Annotated in this window: 25 protein-coding genes, 1 pseudogene and 1 riboswitch; of the genes and pseudogenes, 22 read left to right on the top strand and 4 right to left on the bottom strand. The window is 36.1% G+C overall.

The genetic code is table 11. The annotated features are described in order from the left end of the window. From E1I69_RS11600 to E1I69_RS25400, 16 genes are all read left to right on the top strand, one after another. On the top strand, positions 1-705 hold the full coding sequence (locus tag E1I69_RS11600; protein WP_136379778.1) for a ComF family protein: 705 nt from the start codon (positions 1-3) through the stop codon (positions 703-705). 42 nt (positions 706-747) lie between these two features. Next, positions 748-984 (top strand): hypothetical protein, encoded by a 237-nt coding sequence (locus tag E1I69_RS11605; RefSeq protein WP_136379779.1) that lies wholly within the window; start codon positions 748-750, stop codon positions 982-984. 445 nt (positions 985-1,429) lie between these two features. Beyond that, positions 1,430-1,843 carry a TIGR03826 family flagellar region protein gene (locus E1I69_RS11610; protein WP_136379780.1) on the top strand — a complete coding sequence of 138 codons (414 nt, stop codon included), beginning with the start codon at positions 1,430-1,432 and terminating at the stop codon, positions 1,841-1,843. Positions 1,844-1,911: 68 nt separating this feature from the next. Then, the gene (gene flgM, locus E1I69_RS11615) at positions 1,912-2,172 is read left to right on the top strand and encodes a flagellar biosynthesis anti-sigma factor FlgM (RefSeq protein ID WP_136379781.1); all 261 of its coding nucleotides are present in this window, start codon (positions 1,912-1,914) and stop codon (positions 2,170-2,172) included. Between the two features lie 16 nt (positions 2,173-2,188). After that, positions 2,189-2,671 carry a flagellar protein FlgN gene (locus E1I69_RS11620; protein ID WP_136379782.1) on the top strand — a complete coding sequence of 161 codons (483 nt, stop codon included), beginning with the start codon at positions 2,189-2,191 and terminating at the stop codon, positions 2,669-2,671. 18 nt (positions 2,672-2,689) lie between these two features. Further along, complete coding sequence (gene flgK / locus E1I69_RS11625) at positions 2,690-4,252, top strand: flagellar hook-associated protein FlgK (protein WP_136379783.1); 1,563 nt, start codon at positions 2,690-2,692, stop codon at positions 4,250-4,252. 9 nt (positions 4,253-4,261) lie between these two features. Next, complete coding sequence (gene flgL / locus E1I69_RS11630) at positions 4,262-5,140, top strand: flagellar hook-associated protein FlgL (protein ID WP_136379784.1); 879 nt, start codon at positions 4,262-4,264, stop codon at positions 5,138-5,140. 42 nt (positions 5,141-5,182) lie between these two features. Further along, positions 5,183-5,773, top strand: coding sequence for a DUF6470 family protein (locus E1I69_RS11635; RefSeq protein WP_136379785.1), 591 nt, complete (start codon positions 5,183-5,185; stop codon positions 5,771-5,773). 18 nt (positions 5,774-5,791) lie between these two features. Further along, complete coding sequence (gene fliW, locus E1I69_RS11640) at positions 5,792-6,229, top strand: flagellar assembly protein FliW (RefSeq protein WP_136379786.1); 438 nt, start codon at positions 5,792-5,794, stop codon at positions 6,227-6,229. Between the two features lie 11 nt (positions 6,230-6,240). After that, the gene (gene csrA, locus E1I69_RS11645) at positions 6,241-6,474 is read left to right on the top strand and encodes a carbon storage regulator CsrA (RefSeq protein ID WP_136379787.1); all 234 of its coding nucleotides are present in this window, start codon (positions 6,241-6,243) and stop codon (positions 6,472-6,474) included. Between the two features lie 198 nt (positions 6,475-6,672). Further along, positions 6,673-8,313, top strand: a complete 1,641-nt coding sequence (locus E1I69_RS25225; protein WP_136379788.1) for a flagellin — start codon at positions 6,673-6,675, stop codon at positions 8,311-8,313. Between the two features lie 75 nt (positions 8,314-8,388). Continuing rightward, positions 8,389-8,595 carry a hypothetical protein gene (locus E1I69_RS11655; protein WP_136379789.1) on the top strand — a complete coding sequence of 69 codons (207 nt, stop codon included), beginning with the start codon at positions 8,389-8,391 and terminating at the stop codon, positions 8,593-8,595. Positions 8,596-8,651: 56 nt separating this feature from the next. Next, positions 8,652-8,966 carry a hypothetical protein gene (locus E1I69_RS11660; protein WP_242634583.1) on the top strand — a complete coding sequence of 105 codons (315 nt, stop codon included), beginning with the start codon at positions 8,652-8,654 and terminating at the stop codon, positions 8,964-8,966. Positions 8,967-8,986: 20 nt separating this feature from the next. Next, a complete protein-coding gene (locus E1I69_RS11665) occupies positions 8,987-9,187 on the top strand; it encodes a YjfB family protein (RefSeq protein WP_136379791.1) in 201 nt (66 codons plus the stop codon). 383 nt (positions 9,188-9,570) lie between these two features. Next, positions 9,571-10,785, top strand: a complete 1,215-nt coding sequence (locus E1I69_RS11670) for an ISL3 family transposase (RefSeq protein ID WP_136379792.1) — start codon at positions 9,571-9,573, stop codon at positions 10,783-10,785. A gap of 361 nt (positions 10,786-11,146) precedes the next feature. Beyond that, positions 11,147-11,236, top strand: a complete 90-nt coding sequence (locus E1I69_RS25400) for a hypothetical protein (protein ID WP_347561807.1) — start codon at positions 11,147-11,149, stop codon at positions 11,234-11,236. A gap of 39 nt (positions 11,237-11,275) precedes the next feature. On the opposite strand, the gene E1I69_RS25230 is transcribed toward E1I69_RS25400, so the two are convergent. Continuing rightward, positions 11,276-11,410, bottom strand: coding sequence for a hypothetical protein (locus E1I69_RS25230; RefSeq protein WP_278186159.1), 135 nt, complete (start codon positions 11,408-11,410; stop codon positions 11,276-11,278). A 403-nt stretch (positions 11,411-11,813) separates the two neighbouring features. Between E1I69_RS25230 and flaG the strand changes: the two genes are divergently transcribed. Genes flaG through E1I69_RS11700 form a run of 5 tightly spaced genes read left to right on the top strand, consistent with a single transcriptional unit; the run spans position 11,814 to position 15,469 of the window. After that, positions 11,814-12,182 carry a flagellar protein FlaG gene (gene flaG, locus E1I69_RS11680; protein WP_136379793.1) on the top strand — a complete coding sequence of 123 codons (369 nt, stop codon included), beginning with the start codon at positions 11,814-11,816 and terminating at the stop codon, positions 12,180-12,182. A 15-nt stretch (positions 12,183-12,197) separates the two neighbouring features. Beyond that, complete coding sequence (gene fliD / locus E1I69_RS11685; RefSeq protein ID WP_136379794.1) at positions 12,198-14,303, top strand: flagellar filament capping protein FliD; 2,106 nt, start codon at positions 12,198-12,200, stop codon at positions 14,301-14,303. Positions 14,304-14,322: 19 nt separating this feature from the next. Next, positions 14,323-14,724 carry a flagellar export chaperone FliS gene (fliS, locus tag E1I69_RS11690; protein WP_136379795.1) on the top strand — a complete coding sequence of 134 codons (402 nt, stop codon included), beginning with the start codon at positions 14,323-14,325 and terminating at the stop codon, positions 14,722-14,724. After that, positions 14,724-15,074, top strand: coding sequence for a flagellar protein FliT (locus tag E1I69_RS11695; RefSeq protein WP_136379796.1), 351 nt, complete (start codon positions 14,724-14,726; stop codon positions 15,072-15,074). Before fliS ends, E1I69_RS11695 begins: the two co-directional genes overlap by 1 nt. An 8-nt stretch (positions 15,075-15,082) precedes the next feature. Then, a complete protein-coding gene (locus E1I69_RS11700; RefSeq protein ID WP_136379797.1) occupies positions 15,083-15,469 on the top strand; it encodes a hypothetical protein in 387 nt (128 codons plus the stop codon). A gap of 174 nt (positions 15,470-15,643) precedes the next feature. Here E1I69_RS11700 and E1I69_RS11705 read toward each other — a convergent pair whose 3' ends face one another. After that, positions 15,644-15,877, bottom strand: a complete 234-nt coding sequence (locus tag E1I69_RS11705; protein WP_136379798.1) for a hypothetical protein — start codon at positions 15,875-15,877, stop codon at positions 15,644-15,646. Between the two features lie 107 nt (positions 15,878-15,984). Continuing rightward, a complete protein-coding gene (locus E1I69_RS11710; RefSeq protein WP_136379799.1) occupies positions 15,985-16,167 on the bottom strand; it encodes a hypothetical protein in 183 nt (60 codons plus the stop codon). Positions 16,168-16,319: 152 nt separating this feature from the next. Then, positions 16,320-16,405: riboswitch (cyclic di-GMP riboswitch) on the bottom strand. Between the two features lie 229 nt (positions 16,406-16,634). Between E1I69_RS11710 and E1I69_RS11715 the strand changes: the two are divergent. After that, positions 16,635-17,078 (top strand): annotated as a pseudogene (locus tag E1I69_RS11715) (carboxymuconolactone decarboxylase family protein). 307 nt (positions 17,079-17,385) lie between these two features. On the opposite strand, the gene E1I69_RS24800 reads toward E1I69_RS11715, so the two are convergent. Then, positions 17,386-17,588 (bottom strand): hypothetical protein (locus E1I69_RS24800; protein ID WP_207308542.1); only part of this gene is annotated, 203 nt, incomplete at its 5' end.

The following is a 17,588-nucleotide window of genomic DNA, read 5'->3' on the forward strand; positions in this document are numbered from 1 at the left end:
ATGTCAACATGCCTATTATGCCACAATTATTTTGAAGAAGTGGATTCCTGGTCGACATTATTTTCGTTGGTTGAACCGGATCCACTTTGTTCTACCTGCAGCGAAAAATTTGAAAAAGTGGACGGTGAGCTTTGTGAAATTTGCGGTCGGTCTTTTTCGGGACTACCCGATGAGTATCGCGAAGGAAACCTCTGTTATGACTGTGTCCGTTGGGAAAATGAACCGGAATGGAAGGGTGTACTTACAAAGAACCGTTCGCTTTACCTCTATAATGACTTTGCGAAAGATGTTATATCCCTCTACAAATTCCGCGGTGACTTCGCTATTTCTTCTATTTTTAAAACACCTCTGAAAAAATCCTTCAAAACTCATTTTAATTCTTCCTATTTAGTTGTTTCAATTCCATTAAGTGATGAGCGTTTGTATGAGCGCGGGTTTAACCAGGCTAAGGCGATAGCAGAATTATTGGATGTGCCAATACATGAAGTTTTGGCTCGAACTCATTTGGAGAAACAATCGAAAAAGAGCCGGGATGAACGGATTTCTGGAGAAAATGTATTTCGAGTGGTTGATATTGTTCAGGACAAGGACATTTTATTAGTCGATGATATTTATACAACTGGATCCACTCTAAGGCACGCGGGTAAGGTACTGATAGAAGCTGGGGCTAAGTCAGTATCGTCGCTGACGTTGATGAGAGGATAAGTAACGTTATATAATATGATTAAATGAAAGGAGTGATTGTTAATGAAGCCACTAAAAATTGAAGATCAAGAATTAAAAAAAGCCATTACATCAGGAAATTATTATTTAGAAGTTGGCAAACGAAAGTTTATGTTATTTGAGGTAGAAGAAGTAAGCGACTCAAACGTTTATAATGTAACTGATGAAGAGGAAGAGAATGAAATATTGGAGGCGTTAGATGAGGAAAAAAATCCAATATTGTCAAAAGAGGAAATCCGTAGAATGTTGGATGGGGAATAATGGATATTTACTGGAGAAAGAAAGCGATCCAATCATTGACTGAGTTGGATAATTGGCGATTATCTTTGGAGCTACCTAGGATAGGAGAATTTCTACAGCAGAATATAGAAAGTTATTTCAAGTATCAGGATTTTTCAATCTATATCCCTGGAAAAACGGTATTTATAAAAGGTTCACCTATTGAACTCAGATTGGTTTTGTTTAGAATAGGAAAGTCGGATCCATATAAGGTTTACTATCGCCTTACCTCTCGAAGTGTAGAGATATTCCTTGTGAAACACCCGCGTCAAAAACCCCTAACATAAATCTACATAAGAAACCTTCACTAATATAATTTTCACCAAACTTTGAAGTTCCAAACATATTTCAAAAATCTGTCACTACAAACTCTCCCAAAAACACCGATATAATAGATGGAAATAAGGTGTTTGAGGAGAGAATTAACATGGGAGAACTAATGAATTGCCCGAATTGTGGGGCTTTATTTGTAAAAACAAATCTTCGTGATGTATGTGAAAAATGCTATAAGGAAGAAAATCAAGCGTTCGAAACCGTTTATACATTCATTCGAAAAAAGGAAAATCGTACAGCGACAATTCATGAGGCATCGAAAGGCACAGGTGTGGATGAAGAGTTAATCATCAAATTCATTCGAACAGGGCGTCTAAAACTGGCGCAATTCCCAAACCTTGGATATCCATGTCAAAAATGTCGCACTATAATACGCGAAGGGATTTTATGTGACAACTGTTCAAAGGAACTACGCAGTGAATTATCAATTTTTGAACAGGATGAAGAACGTAAAATAGAATTAGAAGAACGTAATAGAGGAACGTATTTTGCAGAAAAAAAGTTCTAAACATTTTCATGTCATTGCCGATATAAAAGACAAAGACATGAAGTTCGGATAGAAAGCGAGGTTTTAATATGAAAATTAACCAGTTCGGACCCGTTGGAATGAATCCATATAAAAAGCAGATGAACAAGATTGCAGCAACAGAAAAGTCAACTCAGACAGATAAAGTTGAAATTTCTTCAGCGGCTAAACAACTACAGGAAACATCACCGATTACTGTTGCGCGCCAGCAGAAGGTAGAAGCGCTCAAACAACAGGTTCAAAGCGGAACCTATAAGGTGAACGTAGAAGACGTTGCGAAAAGCGTCTATGATTTTTATTTTAAAAAATAATTAACGGAGGGTCATTATGTCAGCTGAAAACTTAGTCGTGCTGCTCAAAAAAATACTTACTTTACACCAAAATTTACTTAAGCTATCTGAGCGAAAAACAGACATTCTGAAAAAAGGCGACATCGATGCCCTCAACGACCAGATGAAGGAAGAACAGAAATACATTTTAGCGATCAAACAATTGGAAAATGAACGGATTGCAGTTGTTAATCAATTATTAGGACCACGTGTTCAAGATAAAACATTATCAAAATGTATTGAGATGGCGAGTGGGCCAGTTAGATTGGAGCTAACGGGACTACATGAGGAATTGGTTAAAGTGACTCACGATTTAAAAGTCCTGAACGAGTTAAATCAGCAACTCACACATCAATCCTTGCAATACGTGAATATGTCGTTGGACATGCTCCTTCCGCAGGAGCAAAACGCGGGTTACGGTAACCCAGCGGGAACAAAAGAGAAAAAGCAAACACGCTCAATGTTTGATTCAAAGGCTTAGACAACGGAGGATGGAAAAATGGTATCAACCTTTCATGGATTAGAAACAGCACGCCGGGGCATGGTGACCCAGCAAAGTGCACTATATACAACTGGACATAATATTGCGAATGCGAGTACACCCGGCTACACAAGGCAGCGTGTCAATTTCACCCAGACAAATCCATACCCGTCTCCTGGTCTAAATACGGCAAAAATTCCTGGACAGGTTGGAACAGGTGTTGAGGCTGGTACGATTCAACGTGTGCGTGAAAGCTTCTTAGACGTTCAATTCCGTGGCGAGCAAACAAAAACAAGCTACTGGGATACACGAGCAAATGCATTAGGGAAAATGGAAGAAATCATGAATGAGCCATCTGAAACAGGACTTGCGAACACTCTGAACCAATTCTGGCAGTCGTTGCAGGATTTAGCGGCAAACCCAGAGGATCAAGGTGCGCGTTCAGTAGTGCGCCAACGTGGTGAAATGGTCGCTAACACCTTTACTTATCTATCAAACTCATTAACTGCCATAAAAGACGACTTTGGCAAACAAATCAGTGTAACAGTGAAATCAGTAAACTCTCTTTCTGACCAAATTAGTAGAATCAATAAGCAGATTTCCGAAATAGAACCAGTCGGGTATCTTCCAAATGATTTATATGATGAACGCGATCGACTAATAGATGAGCTATCTAAATATGTGGAAATTAAAGTTCATCCTCCTAGAAGCAGTGGTGGTGATTCCTTACCTGTTGCAGAAGGCATTTTAGATATATCAATCGTTGGCGACAATGGGACGGAAACCAAATTGATTGATGGAAGTACCTTTAAAAAGCTTTCAGTCGATCCTGCAACAGATTCCGATGGGGACGGCGTAAATGACCAACCAACAAGTGCTGTTACTGGCTTTCAACTAGATGGGCAAGATATACCTTTTATTCGTAGCGGAGAAATGAAGGCAATAGTTGAAACATACGGATATGTCGAGAATGGTGCGGAAAAAGGCATTTATCCAAAAATGCTAGATGATCTGGATAAAATGGCGTATTCGTTTGCTACACAGTTTAATGCTGTGCATAGCCAAGGATTTACATTGAAAACTTCTACAGAGGCAAGTGTACAAGGTGGCGACTTTTTCGAACCGTTTACTGGAACTGGTGCTAATGCATATAAAGGAGCAGCTGCAACCATCAAAGTATCTTCAAACATTGATAATCTCAGCTATATTGCAGTTTCGACCATTCAAGGTGAATCCGGAAATGGCTACAATGCTACTAATCTAGCGAACGTGAAAAATGCTAATTTCGGTACATTGACTGGTTTTCCGATTACCGCAGGAAGTGTCCAGTCATACTATGAATCTCTCATTGGTTCTATGGGTGTAGACTCACAGGAAGCAATCCGTATGTCAGAAAACTCAGCGGTGTTAAAGGATTCAGTAGAAAACCGACGTCAATCAGTTAGTGCAGTTTCCTTAGACGAAGAAATGACAAATATGATTAAGTTCCAACATGCATATAATGGATCTGCAAGAATGATTACAGTACTCGATGAAATGCTAGAAAGAATTATAAATGGCCTAGGTACTGGTGGAAGGTAGGTGTAAATTATGCGCGTAACACAATCAATGTTAACAAATAATATGCTAAGAAACCTAAGTAGTAGTTATGAAAGATTAGGAAAATATCAAGAACAATTAAATACACAAAAGAAGATTACAAAGCCATCTGACGATCCGGTTGTGGCAATTAAGGGTATGCGATACCGTACGGATCTTGTTGAAATTGAACAATATCAGCGAAACCTTTCTGAAGCCTATACTTGGATGGAGTCTGCTGATGATGCAATGGATAAAATGACTCTTGCTCTTCAACGAGTAAGGGAATTGACAGTTCAGGCTAGTACAGGAACAAACGGTCCTGATGAAAAAGCAAACATTGCAGTAGAAGTTGAACAATTAAAGGAACATATAGCGACTATTGCTAATACTAAGGTTGGAAATAAATTTATTTTTAACGGTACAAATACAACAGAAGCACCAGTAAATTTAGGTGCTAATCAAATTTCTTCATCGACTAATGATGTTTTACTTGAGGTTTCAAAGGGTGTTCAGGTTAATGTGAATGTGAAAACTTCTGACCTTTTAAAAGGTAGTAATACGAAAGACATTTTTACTGAACTTACTTATCTAATAAATGATCTTAAATCTGATGGCGATATTGGGAAATACCTTGATACTGTTGATTCTCACCTATCAAATGTTGTAGCAAATCGAGCAAACCTTGGAGCAAGATATAATCGTATAGAACTAATAGATGATCGACTAGGTTCTCAGGAAGTAATTGCAAATAAGATTATCTCCGAGAATGAGGATGCGGAAATGGAAAAGGTGATTATTAATTTAACAACTGCAGAAGCGGTGCACCGAGCAGCTCTAGGAGTCGGATCAAAAATTATGCAACCAACACTCATGGACTTTTTACGTTAAGCTATCTTTTTAAGAGATAGCTTTTTTCATAGAGGTGATTTAATGGAACTAGCTCAAATAAGATTGCAATCTGAATATGCAAAAATAGGGATTCGTACAAAAAAAGCTGTTCAACAAATCCAACAACCAAAGGCAGACTTATCAATTGAACAACCCAAAGCCGAATTAACGATTCGAACTACTCTGGGGAAGTTAACGATTGACCAATCCAAAGCCAGAGCAGATATGGATCTGAAGAATATTTCTCAAAGAATTGCGGAGGCTGCTGTTAAAGGTTATCAAGATTCTCTGGAAGGAATAGCAAGACGAGCGCAAGAAGGCAATGAATTGATGAAAATAGAAAACGGTGGAAATCCAATTGCTCAAATTGCGAAGCGAAATAATGAGGGTCCAGAACTGCAATTTAATATCGGGTGGATACCCTCTCATTTTAGTGTCAAGACTAATTATGTTCCTGCAGAAGTTGATATCCAGGTGAAAGAGAACAAGCCTATCATCAATACACGCATTAATAAACCAATTCACGAATATACACCTGGGAATACGGATATTCGTCTTGAGCAGAAACAAACTCTTAAGATTGATTTTGCTAATTTAAAATATGTAGGTGTAAACTATGAGCAAAAGATCTAATAGTAAGGTTGTGGGAAAATGAAAATTGATACGAAATATCATGGTGAAGTACAAATAGAGGAAACTGAAATTATAGATTTTGCAAGCGGAATACCTGGTTTTTTAGAAGAAAAGAAATTCGTAATTCTTCCATTTGGTCAGGACACTGGAATCTCTGTTATGCAATCAGTAGGTAATTCACAGCTGGCCTTTGCTGTAACCAATCCGTTTTTCTTTAATAAAGAATACGATTTTACGATTGATGACCAAGTGGTCGAGCAACTTCAGATAGATTCTGAAGAAGATGTAACTGTTTATGTGATTTTAACTGTTCAGGATCCATTTGAAAAAACAACTGCGAATCTCCAAGCACCCGTTGTTTTAAATAATAAAAAACAAGTTGGTAAACAGGTCATTTTAACAAATACTTCATATCAAACAAAACATTCCATTTTTGAAAAAGTATCAACGAAATAGGAGGTGGGAGAATGCTTGTATTAACTAGAAAAGTCAATGAATCAATAAAAATCGGGGATGAAATTGAGATTACAATTTTATCAGTAAGTGGGGAGCAAATTAAAATTGGAATTGATGCACCGAAACATGTTGAAATCCACCGAAAAGAAGTTTATTTAGATATTCAGAATGAAAACAATCAAGCCTCCCAAACCTCAGTTGATCTGTTAAAACAATTAAATATTAACTTTAAGAATGCCCGTTAATCGAAAATGATATCGGGTATTTTTATTTGAAATATTTTGTAGAAGAAAATCTAAAAATCTATTAAACAATTACAAAACATGTCGATATAAAGTATGTAAAACAAATACGTACAAAAGGCGGCCGACTTTCGTACTATTTGTACTATAATAAATTCCACAAGGATGTGGGATTACAAACATTCAAGGAGGAACTAAGAAATGAGAATTAATCACAATATTGCGGCACTTAACACATATCGTCAGTTAGGCGCAGCAAATGCAGGACAATCAAAATCAATGGAAAAGTTAGCCTCAGGTCTTCGTATTAATCGTGCAGGAGATGACGCTGCAGGTCTAGCAATCTCTGAAAAAATGCGTGGACAAATCCGTGGCTTAGATATGGCTGCTAAAAATGCACAAGATGGAGTTTCCTTAATTCAAACAGCTGAGGGTGCATTAAACGAAACTCACTCCATCCTTCAACGTATGCGTGAGCTAGCTGTACAATCATCTAACTCTACAAACACTGATGAAGATCGTAAAGCACTTCAAAACGAAGTAAAACAATTAAAAGATGAGATTGATAGAATTGGAAATAACACTGAGTTCAATACTAAGAAACTTATAAATGGTGATTTATCAGGTAGTCAAGTTGGTGGAGTGGGAAGTAAAATTGGAGAAGCTACAGCTGCTAAATTAGATTCTGGTACTATTAACCCAACTACTTGGAATGGTAACGGTACTTCTAATTATCAAGTTGTTGTTGATGGTCAAGCGTTCGATTTGACTGGTGTAGACATGACATCAACTTTTAACTTTTTCACTGATTTAGAGGATAAATTAAACACTGCAATTACTAACTATAACAATACAAACCCAAATAATCAAATAACAAAACCAGAATTTGATATTGAAGTAACAAGTGATACTGCAATGAACTTCGTTATTACTAGTGGAACAACTGGATCAAGCTCTGAAATCACAATTAAACCTATGAACGATGATGGTACAACTTTAGATGCAGGCGAACTACCAGAAATCTTTACTGTTGATAGTACTACTAAATCTACTTATACAGCTGGTTCTGACGGATTACTTACTGATGATACAGCAATCGATGCGCTTACTTCCTCTGATAAATTAAGTTTATCTATAAATGGTTATAATATTGATGTGGATTTAACAAACATTGTAGGGGCAACTAGTGCAACAGTAGGAGCAGGAGCAGGTGCTTATGCTGATGGTGAGGAAATGACAAATATTGCGACTGACCTACAATCGGATATCCAAGCAGCTCTTAATAATTATAAAGACCTAACGGGTACTGATTTCGGGAATGTTACAGTTTCAGTAGAAGATGGGGCACTTAAAATTGAAAGTGATAAAGCTGATACGGTTAATATTCAAGTAAATAAAAATACAGCATCCGATGCATTAGGCTTATCTGATACAGCAACAGCAACTGAAGGTGGTTTAAACTTCCACATTGGATCTAATAAAGATCAGCAAATGAACCTTCAAATTGGTGATATGAGAGCTTCTGCTTTAAATATTGCTGATGTTGATATTTCAACTGCTGATGGTGCAAACAATGCAATTGAAAAATTAGATTCTGCAATTAAGTCAGTATCTGATGAGCGTGCTAAACTTGGTGCCGTACAAAATCGTTTAGAACATACCATCAATAACTTAAGCACATCTTCTGAAAACTTAACTGCTGCTGAGTCTCGTGTACGTGACGTAGACATGGCAAAAGAAATGATGGAACAAACTAAGAACTCTATCCTTTCTCAAGCTGCTCAAGCTATGCTTGCTCAAGCTAACCAACAACCACAAGGAGTTCTACAACTTCTTCGTTAATTTTAGATTATTTGGAAGGGACTCTAGTTTTGCTAGGGTCTCTTTTTACAATGTTTAAGAGGAGGTAGGAGTAATATGATTGTTAAGTATTTAAACAAAGGTAATGAATTTATTGAATTTAATTTAAATAATGATTTATCAGGTTTTATTTCTGCATTACAAGCAAGTGAAACTATAGATGTTAATAGCAATACGTACCAACTTGAAGGTTTTGAGCTTCGAACCATCGGTGAAGATAATTCAGTTCTTCATCAGCTATTGGTATTTCTTACAGAGAAATAATCTAATATCTAATCAAACACAAATTAATGGAAAAGGAATGCATGGAAGATCTGAATATGGTGAAGATTGATGCACAAGATAGATTCTTTAATTTAGATAATTTTCAACAGCTGTTGGTCAGGAGGAATAACAAGATGGATAAAGATCCACAATTAAAAGAATTCCTTGAGCAACAAATCCAATGGTGTAAGAGCCAAGATCATATTTTAGAAGAAATAGACATAAAGCTTTATGAAATGAAAAGAATAGCTGAATATGCTCTTGAACATGAGTTTAATTCGGAAAAGGCGAAAAAGCTTAATGGTCAATTGAATGAATTGATAAACGAAGTACATTGCTTAGAAAAGCAATTAAGAACCATAGTTCATTAGAAAAAAAGGATGTGTAATTCATGGATATAGCACTAATGTCAATGGCACTTAGTCAAGGACAAATCCAACAACAAGCTTCTATGTCAGTGATGAAAATGGCCATGGGAGATGCAAAACAGGATGGAGATGCACTTCAAAAGTTGTTGAACACCGCTGATCCAAGTGCAATCCAAAGGGCTACTCAGCCACATATAGGTGGGAACATTGATCTAAGAGGATAAGGATAACATGGGAGTAACTAAGTTGAAGTTACTCTTTTTTTGGGGGCACAAATGGGGAAAAGTAGATTGTGCCCCGAAATTCCAACTTCTTGCCTCTATACATAGAAACTCAAGTTGCATATACATTACCGGTAATAACTAGTTATTCAGATATATATTATAATTAAAGAATGTATGTTCTACATATGATAAATAGATGTTCAAGAAACAAATGACTCAAGCCTCTACTTCGTTCATAGGAGTAAGGGCTATTTTTATTTTGGCTCTATAATATTTGTTGGGGTTTAGACAAAATTTTAGTGCATAAAAAAACACGCAAACTCTTCATTCTTTTATACTTGAATTGACTAGAAACAAGTGTAAAGAATGGAGTTGCGTGCAATATGGATTTTACCATGATTATTCCTGGATTAAAAGGGTCTATCCTAACCAATGTTGAAGAAGTCGGTGAAGTAGTGCGACTGTACGTTGAAATGGAGCGAAAAGTACATCGGTGTCCCGAATGTAATCAAAGAACGAGTAAAGTTCATGACTATCGTCTACAAAAAATTCAACACTTAAAGTGGTTTGAAAGAAAAACTCAAATCTTTTATAAGCGTAGACGTTATGTCTGTGAGTGTGGAAAACGTTTTTCGGAGAAAAACCCTTTTGTCATGCGTTATCAACGTACTTCAATAGAGTGGAATCAAGCTATATCGATAAAAGCGATTAAAGGAAAAACGTTCAAGGAAACGGCCGAGATCTATGGATGTTCTCCTTCAACCATTATACGTAGATTCGATCAAATATCCCGAAGTGAAATTCGTCCTGTGGAAGAGTTACCAACAGTTATAGCCATTGATGAATACAAAGGTGATACTCGGGAAGGGAAATATCAGTTAATCATTGCGGATGGGATTACAAAAGAACCGATTGATATTTTACCAAATCGCTATAAACGTACGATTAAGGACTACTTGAGAAAGCATGGATCTAGGGTTCAAATAGTCATAATGGATATGAATCATTCCTTTAAAGCAGCCGTTCAAGAGGCATTGGGTAAACCCGTTATTGTAGCTGATAGGTTTCATTTTTGTCGTTACATTTATTGGGGGCTTGATGGAGTAAGACGCCGAATACAAAATGAGTTTCATGGATACGATCGAAAAAAGTGTAAACGTATGAAACATGTATTTCATAAAGATAGCCAGCGCTTAACTAAGGATGAACGTTGGCATTTAGAGCGATACTTGGAAATGTCTAATGAACTCAGAAGAGCATATGAAATCAAAGAGGCCTATCGTTCTTGGTTTTTACGGGCCAAAGAAAATGGAAAAAGCCAGATTAGTTTAGTTAAAAAAGAATTAGAAGAATTATATAAGTTTATTGAGGATTCAAAGATACCTGAGATGAGTAAAGCCATAAAGACCATACAAAATTGGCAAGTTGAAGTATTAAATAGCTTTGCCTATGAATATTCAAATGGATTCCTGGAGGGAATAAATAATTCCACTAAAGTTCTAAAGCGAAATGCTTATGGATTTAGAGTGTTTGAACGCTTTAGGGCTAAAATTTTATTAACACACAAGTATAAAAGAATAGGGGTACATATTGGTTAACCATGAGTTGTTGGGTATTTTCCTCAATAAAAAATGATGAATGGTACCATCCATCATTTTTTATTGAGGCCACCAAGCGAAGCGCGGTAGCCTCAAACCCCAACATTTGACTTAGAACCTTTATTTTAGAGGAGGAGAATCATAAATTATTATGCAATGAAACCTGTCACAAATGGAACTACTTGAAAGTGATGTTGGAATGAAGAAAAAGTCTGCAAAGTGTGCGAACATCGTTAGTTTTAAGCTAGTGAAGGAATAGGAATCTAGTCTATTGTACAAAAAACTCTGTGTTCGAAATCCAGAGGATTGCTATCTTTTGTTTAAGAAATTTTTAGGAGATATAGATTGAGAACACTTTATTGTGGTTTGTTTAGACACAAAAAATCAGTCTGCAGCCATTAACATTTGCCATATTGGAAGTCTTAATGCAAATAAAGTGCGCCCAAGATAGTGCTTCAAGCCTGCAATTTTGAGCATTGCTGCATCCATTTCAAGCAGGACAGGCAAGTCCATCAAGGGAGGGTATGGAGGTGATTAAGAGATTTGTAGATGCTTGAAAAATCATCGGAATAAAAGTTTTTTGGTCATCTTCTGGATGAATCGCTAATTCCAAGCGAAATGGCAAAGGGACTTCCTAAGAAACTTTTGTTTGAGACAATGCTGTTTGAAGATAAACGTGGAGAAGAATGGATCGGAGCCATTGCTTCTCTTCAAGATAGATGGGGAGCCATACCTGGAGTCTACTTGCTTGTAACAATCTTTATACATTGAATAGTCAGTAAAAACTACGTAACCACTAATAATTATATATTCAGAAGAATATTATAGTATTGGAACAAATGTTTGTTAAGTGAAAATTAAAGTTCAAAAAACAGCGAACAAATAAAATACTGCGATCAACTACTTAGATTGAAAAGAATTATAAAACTGTGTTTATTATTCCTTAATTAATCTCAAAAACTAACTTAAAATATATTAAATTCAACCGATATAACTAATAAAGGTTCGTTCATTTAGGAGGAATTGATATGTCTATTGATAAAATCTCTTCTAGTACAACGATGAACTTCAACACAGATTACCTTCAATACCAAAAATCATATGAAAATGAAAACAAAGGGGAAAATGTTTCTACCCCTCAACAAAATTTGATTCAGAGTGAAAAGAAAGACTCAAAAGAAAACGTCAAACAGGTGATTGATAGCCTGAATAAATTTCTAAAACCAAATAATACATCATTAAAGTTTGAACTCCACGAGGAGCTAAACGAGTATTACGTCACAATCGTAAACAATGATACCCATGAGGTCGTTCGGGAGATTCCCTCCAAGAAAGTACTAGATATATATGCAGCAATGACAGAGTTTCTTGGTTTTGTCGTAGATAAAAAGGTTTAAAGGCGGTGAGCACCAATGAATATGCGTATTGGTGGATTGGCAAGTGGAATGGATATAGACCAGCTTGTAAAAGATTTAATGAAGGCGGAAAGAATTCCGCTTAATAAAATGAATCAACAAAAGCAGACTCTAGAATGGCAACGTGATGATTACCGTAGCATGAATTCTCTACTTCTTTCGTTACGTGACCTATCGTTTAATATGAAGCTTTCTTCTACTTTTCGTGCGAAGAATACAACTTCCTCAAATGAAAGTAAAGTTACGGCAACAGCTAGCGCAGCTGCGGGAAATGTGTCCTACACCCTATCAAAGGTAGACAAGCTTGCGACGGCAGCAACAAAGGTAAATGCTGGGGATATTCGAAAAAATAAAGATTTTGATGCAAGTGCAAGCATTTGGAGTCAAAAAGATAATTTTAATGATACTGCTACTGATTATGGTGACGGATTTAATTGGAAAATAGGTGCGCTAGCCAAAGATACGAAAACAATTACAGACCCGACTGAAACTATAAAACTTAGTAAAATCAATTTTAAGACAGATGATGATTCCATTGAAAATATGCAGGTCAAGGTAAACGGTACATTCTATACAGTATATACGGATGATGTGCCAATAAATGATCCGAATGTAAAAAACAAGGTCCATTTAGCCTCTGACGGAACGCTCACTTTTTCGAATTCGTTGGAAAAAGGAAGCAAGGTTACAGTTGACTATTTTATCGATAATTATTCTCAAGAAATAAAAGTACCAAAGCCATCTGATACAGCTACTAATCCTAATACTACCTTTCAGCTTTCAAAAGCTTCCCTTTCAACAGATGGAATGTCCATTTTTGTGGGAGGAACAGAATATACCAAAGTTTATTCTACTAGTGATTGGGACAATCTAGATGATACTCAAAAAGCCAGTAGTGTGCTAGTAGACCTTGAGTCTGGAAAGTTGACCTTTTCTAAGAAATTAGAAGAAGGCGATGTAATCAAAGCAGATTTTAAACAAAACTATTTTTCCTTTGGGCTTGAAACCTTCAATGAAAAAGGAGAATCGGTTAAAGAAAAATTTTCAGTAGAGGGCTCAAGCTCTTTTTCAAGTATTATCAACCGAATTAGCAGTTCCGCTGCTGGTGTAAATGCCTTTTATGATGATTTTACTGGACAAGTTACGTTAACACGCTCTCAAACCGGTGATTTTAATAAAAATGGCGAGGAAATCAAAATCACAGGAGATTTTCTGAATAATGTTCTGCAGTTTAGTACTTCTATCGAAACGGGTGGAAATAATGCGGAGTTCACCATTAATGGATTAGAAACTCAACGATATTTTAACAATTTTACAATAAATGGGGTTAACTTTACATTAAAGGATACCTTTGATTCTACTGATCCTGCTAAAAATGATGCCCCTGTTACCGTTGGGGTCACAACTAATTCAGAGACCGTTTTGGACAATATTGTTAATTTTGTCGAAAAATATAATGAAACCATTCAAAAAATTAATGAAAAGTTGAATGAAGAGCGCTACCGTAGCTATCAGCCTCTTTCAAGTGAAGAACGTGAAGCTTTATCAGATAAAGAAGCTGAGCTTTGGGAGGAAAAAGCTAAAAGCGGTTTGATTCGAAGAGATTCAATTTTATCTAGTGGATTAAATCAATTTCGAATGGATTTGTATACGCCAGTTACGAATCTTTCAATGGATACTGCTTTCAATCAATTAGCTAGTATTGGAATTAAAACGACCGCTAATTACATGGATCGTGGAAAGCTGGAGATTGATAAAGCGAAGCTAAAAGAAGCGATTGAAAAAGATCCAGAAGCAGTAGAAAAGCTGTTCACGGCAGATGGAAGTACCTATGCCGAAAAAGGTCTTATTAATCGCTTATATGATAGTTTAACTGCAACCATGGACAAGGTAAGTGAACGTGCTGGTAAATCCACGTGGACCACACAGAAGTACACGATTGGCAAAAACCTTGATAGTTTGAAAGACAGTATCGACCGTTTTGAAAACCGCCTAATACAAATCGAAGACCGGTACTGGCGACAATTCACTGCAATGGAAAAAGCAATCCAACGAGCAAATCAACAATCTGCATACCTCATGCAGAATTTCTTCAGTGGTTAATAAAAGGAGTGTAACGTAAATGGCAATCGGAAATCCATATCAAGCCTATCAAGCAAATTCAGTTACGACTGCGTCACCAGGTGAGCTTACGTTAATGCTCTACAATGGTTGCTTGAAATTTATTAAGCTTGGTCGTAAAGCGATCGAGGAAAACAATATACAAGATAAAAATACAAATCTTCAAAAGGCACAAAACATTATCCGTGAGTTCATGGTTACGTTAAATATGGATGTGGAAGTGTCTAAAAATATGATGGCGATGTATGATTACATGAACCGTCGTCTGATGGAAGCCAATCTTAATAATGATCTTGGCATTTTAGAAGAGGTTGAAGGACTAGTGACTGAGTTCCGAGACACTTGGAAGGAAGTTATTCAGGTGAACCGTCAGCGCCAGCATGCGCAGGGTGGGCAGATTTAGTGAAACCGGTAGGAGTGCTTTATCGCATCACGAAGGAACTACACAGTTTGTTGTCTGAACCTGTCGGGCAGGAAAAACGTGATGAACTCATTGAATCCATTACGAAGTTTCTGGACGAGCGGGAGCAACTCATGTCGGACATCAAACCTCCTTACAAAGAGGAAGAGCGTAAACTCGGTGCAGAAATAGTCCAAATGAATGTATTCATCGATGAACGACTGGAGTCACTAAAAAAGGAAATCCAACAGGACATCACGAATCAGAAAATGAGGAAGACATCCACGACTAAATACATCAATCCCTATCAATCAGCTCCAGCTGACGGGATGTTTTTTGATAAAAGAAAATAGGTGAACGAATGATACAACTTAGTTTAGAACAATACGATGTTCTTCAAAGATATTATGAGTTGCTTGGTACCGTAGAAGAGGGATTTGAATATGTAGTAAGTAGTTTTGAAGATATATCTCATAGTAATGCGGACCAGGTATTAGTTGATATTTTTGCAGCTTTATCAAGTATTTATCAAACAAATGACCATTTACTTTCTCTATTTAAAGATCAAAAAGAGATTGTTGCTTCTATCCATTTCTTTAATGGCGTTATTACGGAAATATCAAAACTAGAAAACTCATTTGAAAATGAACAGAAAAAACAGCAGTTCATCAAATCCAATATTTACCCAGCTTTCCAAGCGTGGAAGGAAAGCATTCAAGATAAACTATCCATATATGTCGTACAATAAGGTAAACACCCGGGCTACGCTCGGGTGTTTCTATTTAAGCAAAGGAATCTACAGTAATATCTGTTTCTTTGTGTGTTTTGCTATAGGCTCAATGCACAAAAGAATGGATATTGCTTCACCTAGAAACATATCGTACAATCATTTTAATTCGGCTTCAACAGGTTAAAGGTAACTTTAATCAACACCCACCATAGAACCACTTACCATTTCAAACGCTTTTTCAAGATTTACTAATAAATCCTTCCGAAAGATATCACTACATACAAACACATTCGTAATTTCACTTTTTACCGATGAATAGGCACACTCTAAACTATTACTAGCAGTTAAATTTTGCAATTGATCATTAGACATTTGATTCACGATTTCTTTTTCAAAATATTCAACAGTTCCAAATAACACGGTCAAGATAAACATCCCCTTTTTTATGGAATTCTTGGCTTGAACAGCCGATATCTAAGCTAACTATTTTACTAGTTTATATTTACAGGCGTTGTATGATTTTTAGATGACACTTAAACAAATTGTCTTGTTTGCTTCTGTTTATTTAATAATAATTCAATCGATTTTTTTCGATTGTATCTTGCCTTACGACATTTTGAACAATTCATAAAACGATTTCCTTTTTCATAAAAGTCATTAACGGATTTTACTTCTTTACACTTAAAACAAACTTGTTCTTTACTAATGGTTTTCAACTTCTTTTAACCTTCTTTCGGATTAATCAAAATTCATGTAACAACCATTTATAAAAGTCACTTTGAATTAAATATAAAAAAATCCACCAAAAAGATGGTGGATAAATTAACAAATGGTTTTTTCTATAACCGATATATTTATTCACGACTTTTTTGGCAACTCGGCTATCATAGTTCATAGAACCTTAGACCCGCAGCTTTGCGTCCTTACCTTTCGACAAGTTTGCCTTTTTCATTTTTGTCAATAGTTTAATTTCACTACTTAATGATAAAACGAAAGTAGTACTTTTTCAACAAAAGTTGACAAAATATTGTATAATCGGACTAAAATGGGTAATTATACCTATTATATTCATGGTTACAGATTCACTGCAAAAAAATAAGACCCTCATGCCAAAGTAGAAAATAGCACAAATGTTCTTATAAAGGTATAATAAACTTATACTAAGTCAAAGGAGTCTTGCTTGATGAGTCAAAGAGTTCCCTATTATGATCTTGCACCTGATGGAATGAAAATTATGATGGAGATGGAGAAGTATACGAAAACGACAACAATTGAACGAAAACTTCGCGAACTTATTAAAATTCGTGCTTCTCAAATTAATGGGTGTGCTTATTGTTTGAATATGCATACAGCAGATGCTCGAAAAATGGGTGAAACCGAACATCGAATATATTGTGTCAGTGCGTGAAGAGAGTGTGATTTCTACACAGATGCAGAAAAAGTAGCTCTAGAGTTGACAGAGCATGTGACATTGATTCCGACAAAACGTGTTCCAGATGAGCTTTATCAACGAGTGCGTGAACACTATGATGAGAAACAGTATGTGGACCTTGTTCTAATCATTAATCAAATTAACAATTGGAATAGAATTTCTATTGCAATGGGGAATATAGTGACTGAAAAATAGTTATTCACAACGAACATCTTATGGATGTTCGTAATAATCGACTACACAATAATAGCGAACCTGCAACCGCAAGAATTCTTAAAACTTTTACATTCATAAACAAAAGATGGCTACTACCGAAAGTAGCCATCTTCCATCCATTCAAAACAATTTCATATAACAACTAATATACAACCACTACACTTTCCTTCTATTTCTTCAACAGGTACATGTCTATATTTTTAATTACGTGTAATTCGCCGTTATCATCTGAGAAAATACTGTTGACAATTTCCCTATTTCATCCACCATAGCTACCCTACCGTTTCTAGCGCTTTAAAGCTCTCATATTTTCTTTAACAGAGAGGGCTTGTTCCTTTCTGAAAATTACTCCTATAAGTAAAGTTTTTAAATAATGGGTTATGTCGCTATTTCTATTTTTAATTTTAGATAGATAACGATAAAGATCTATTTTTTCACCGTGTGACAGGTTGTGCTCTATGGTGTTAGTTCTGTCTCTTATACACATCT

Source organism: Bacillus timonensis (assembly GCF_004799755.1).
In the GTDB taxonomy this organism is placed as follows: domain Bacteria; phylum Bacillota; class Bacilli; order Bacillales; family Bacillaceae_L; genus Ferdinandcohnia; species Ferdinandcohnia timonensis_A.